Annotated in this window: 5 protein-coding genes; all 5 read right to left on the bottom strand. The window is 73.1% G+C overall.

Features of this window, described 5'->3' with window-relative positions; translation table 11 throughout:
• Positions 1 to 335, bottom strand: a 335-nt coding sequence (locus FUT87_RS24615; protein ID WP_147242698.1) for a UxaA family hydrolase, incomplete at its 3' end; no start/stop codon positions are given.
• A complete protein-coding gene (locus tag FUT87_RS24610; protein WP_147242697.1) occupies positions 325 to 654 on the bottom strand; it encodes an L-rhamnose mutarotase in 330 nt (109 codons plus the stop codon). The genes FUT87_RS24610 and FUT87_RS24615, both read right to left, overlap by 11 nt.
• 14 nt (positions 655 to 668) lie before the next feature.
• The gene (locus tag FUT87_RS24605) at positions 669 to 1,814 is read right to left on the bottom strand and encodes a mannitol dehydrogenase family protein (protein WP_147242696.1); all 1,146 of its coding nucleotides are present in this window, start codon (positions 1,812 to 1,814) and stop codon (positions 669 to 671) included.
• Positions 1,808 to 2,818, bottom strand: coding sequence for a zinc-binding alcohol dehydrogenase family protein (locus FUT87_RS24600; RefSeq protein ID WP_147242695.1), 1,011 nt, complete (start codon positions 2,816 to 2,818; stop codon positions 1,808 to 1,810). Before FUT87_RS24600 ends, FUT87_RS24605 begins: the two co-directional genes overlap by 7 nt.
• Positions 2,812 to 3,048, bottom strand: a 237-nt coding sequence (locus FUT87_RS24595) for an amidohydrolase family protein (RefSeq protein WP_147242694.1), incomplete at its 5' end; no start/stop codon positions are given. The genes FUT87_RS24600 and FUT87_RS24595, both read right to left, overlap by 7 nt.

Here is a 3,048-nt window from a genome sequence, read left to right as displayed (position 1 = left end):
GCCGCCGCGAGCGGCGGCATCACCTCGGCCATCTCGAGGTTGTGCCCATGCACGTGGGCGCCGGGCTCGATCGGCGCGCTGGCCAGGCCGATGGGCTGGCCGTACTTGAGCACCAGCTCGCCGCGCCCGATCGCGCGCAGCGCGACCTTGTGCCCGGCCTCGATCGGTGCCAGCACTTGCAGCGTGGGCCCGTGGGAGCGGGCGATGCGTGCGCCGGCGGGCAGCGCGAACCGCGCGACCGCGATGTTGTCGTCCGGATGCAGGACGATCAGCGACGAGGCCGACAGGGCGCCCGGATCCGCGGCGGCGTCTTCGCCCGGCGATTCAGTCGACATGGAACACCTGCTCCATCGCGGCCCAGTGCTCGCCCTCGGCCCGGCTGTCCAGCGGCCGCTGGCAGGGGCCGCAGAAGGTCCACCAGCGCTGGGTCTCGGGGTCCGCGGCGATGGCGGCCATGTCGGCCGCATAGTCGCTGCCGTGGTACTCCCAGTAACCGAACAGCAGGTTCTCCGGCTCGCGCAGGAAGATGCTGTAGTTGCGCACGTTCGACGCCGCCAGCCGGGCCAGCACCGCCGGCCAGACGGCCGCGTGCAGGCGCTTGTATTCGGCGATGTGCTCCGGCGCGATGCCGATCACCATGCCCATGCGTTCCATGTCCTGCTCCTTGATCACGAGGTCCTGAGGGCGGTCCGCAGCCGCGACTGGGACAGCGCCGGCACATGCCGCCGCGCCAGCTCGACCACCGGCAGCAGGCGGCGGGCCTTCTTGCTCGCGTGGTTCTGCGCGATGTCGGCGAGCCGGTGCTCGAGGAAGGGGTTGAGCAAGCGGTCGCGCAGGCCGTCCAGGTAGACGAGCGCCTCCTCGCCTTGCCCGAGCGCGGCCAGCACCGGCAGCACCTCCTCCTGCCAGGTGTCCTCGAGCGGCTGGCGCAGCGCGGGGTCTTCCATGGCCTGCCGCACCGTCATGTCCGGCGCCCGGTCGAGGACGCGCCAGAGCTCCGCCAGCATCGTGTGGCCCAGGTTCAGCAGGAACAGCTTGAGCCGTTCATGGCGCGCGAGGTCCTCGGTCACGATGAGCGCCGGGTGCCGGCACGGCAGCTGCAGGCCCGGCTGGGCCTGCACGGCCCACAGCGCATAGGGCTCGGCCACCGCGCCGACCGGCTCCAGCGCCTGGGCCACGATGCGGTCGACCAGCGAGCTGGCCCAGACGACGTGGCCGAGCAGCCAGTCGATGAAGGCCGGCGGGCAGTGCCAGGACCGCGCCAGGGCCACCACCAGGTCGCCCAGGACGGCGCCGTTGCGCGAGACCAGCTCGCAGGGCAGCAGCGTCAGCCCGGCGTCCGGGGCCGCCTGCCAGCGGTCGTGCAGCAGCACCAGCAGCCGGGCCGGGAAGGCCTCGGGCGCGGGCGCCGCGTCGGCCAGCAGCGCCGGGCCGTCGCGCAGCGACAGCGCCCAGCCCTCGTCGCCGGTGTTGGACACGATCACTCGCACCGGTCCGCGCACGCGCTCGCGCACCGCGGGCCAGTCGGCGGCGGCATGCAGGGCCTCGCGCACCGAGCGGCAGATCCGTTGCGTCTCCACCGGGATGCCGCCGACCAGACCGCGCAGCACGACGGGAAACCCCTGCGCGCGTGCCAGTTCCCGCGCGCGGCGGGTGCTGGCCGGATGGTCGGTGCTCTGCACCACGGTGATGCCGCCCAGCGCGTCGCCGGTCTCCGCCGCCTCGCTGACGAGCAGGTCCACATGGGCCTGCAGGAAGCGCCCGGTGCCGAATTGAAGGATCGGCGGCGCACCGTCCAGGCCAGGGCTCAGCATTCGACCAGCGCCTTGATCACGCCTTGCCCGGGATCGAGCAGGTCGGGGAAGCGCGCCGGCAGGTCGCCCAGCGCCAGGCGATGCGTCGCCAGCGCGGCATGCGGCACCTGGCCCGCGCGCATCGCGGCGATCACGGTGTCGAAGTCCTCCATCGTGGCGTTGCGGCTGCTGAGCAGCGTGGCCTCGCGCTTGTGGAACTCCGGATCGGAGAAGCGGATGTCGCCCTGCACGATGGACAGCAGCACGTAGCGGCCGCCATGCGCGATGAAACGGAAGCCGCGCTCCATCGCCTGCGGATTGCCGGTGGCGTCGAACACCACGTCGAAGAACTCGCCGTCGGTCAGCCGCGCGAGTTCGGCCTCGTCGCCGTCGCCCAGCGTCACCGCGGCCGCGATGCCGGCGTGGGCGCGCGCGACCTCGAGCCGGTCCCGCCGGCTGTCCAGCGCCACCACGGTGGCGCCGCGCAGGGCGGCGAACAGCATCGCGCCCAGCCCGATCGGACCGGCCCCCACCACCAGCACGCGCTGCCCGGCGCCGACCTCGCCGCGACGCACCGCGTGCGCCCCGACGGCCAGGAACTCCACCATCGCGGCCTGGTCCAGCGTGAGGCCGTCCGCCTTGCCGACGAAGCGGCGGGGCAGGCAGAGGTACTCGGTGAAGGCGCCGTCTCGATGCACGCCCAGCACCTGCATCTGCACGCAGCAGTTGGACTTGCCCTGGCGGCAGGCCCGGCAGCGGCCGCAGGACAGGTAGGGCATCGCATACACGGTGTCGCCGGGCTGCAGGCCGCTGTCGGGATCCGCCTCCTCGACCACGCCGGACAGTTCATGCCCCATGACCCGCGGGTAGGCGAGGTAGGGCTGGTGGCCGGTGAAGATGTGGAGATCGGTCCCGCACACGCCCACGCGGCGGACGCGCAGCAGCACCTCGCCGGTTTGGCGTTGCGGCTTGGGACGATGGTGGACGGCAAGGGTGCCCGGGGATTCGCAGAGGACGGTCAGCATGGCGTGAGGCGGTAGAGGGCGGCGGCATTGCCGCCAAACAGGGCATCCAGGTCGGCGGCGGCCGGTGCGGGGTGGAGCTGGCTGGCCAGGCGCTGCGCCTGATGCCACCAGGGCGCGTAGTCCGCGGCCAGGCGCAGCACGGGCCAGTCGCTGCCCCACAGCAGCCGGCGCGGACCGAAGAGCTCCCACAGCGTTTGCACGTAGGGCCGCAGCGCCGCGTCGTCGAGGCG

The sequence above is a fragment of the Mitsuaria sp. TWR114 genome, from assembly GCF_007997345.1.
This window is presented reverse-complemented; position numbering and strand designations above follow the sequence as displayed.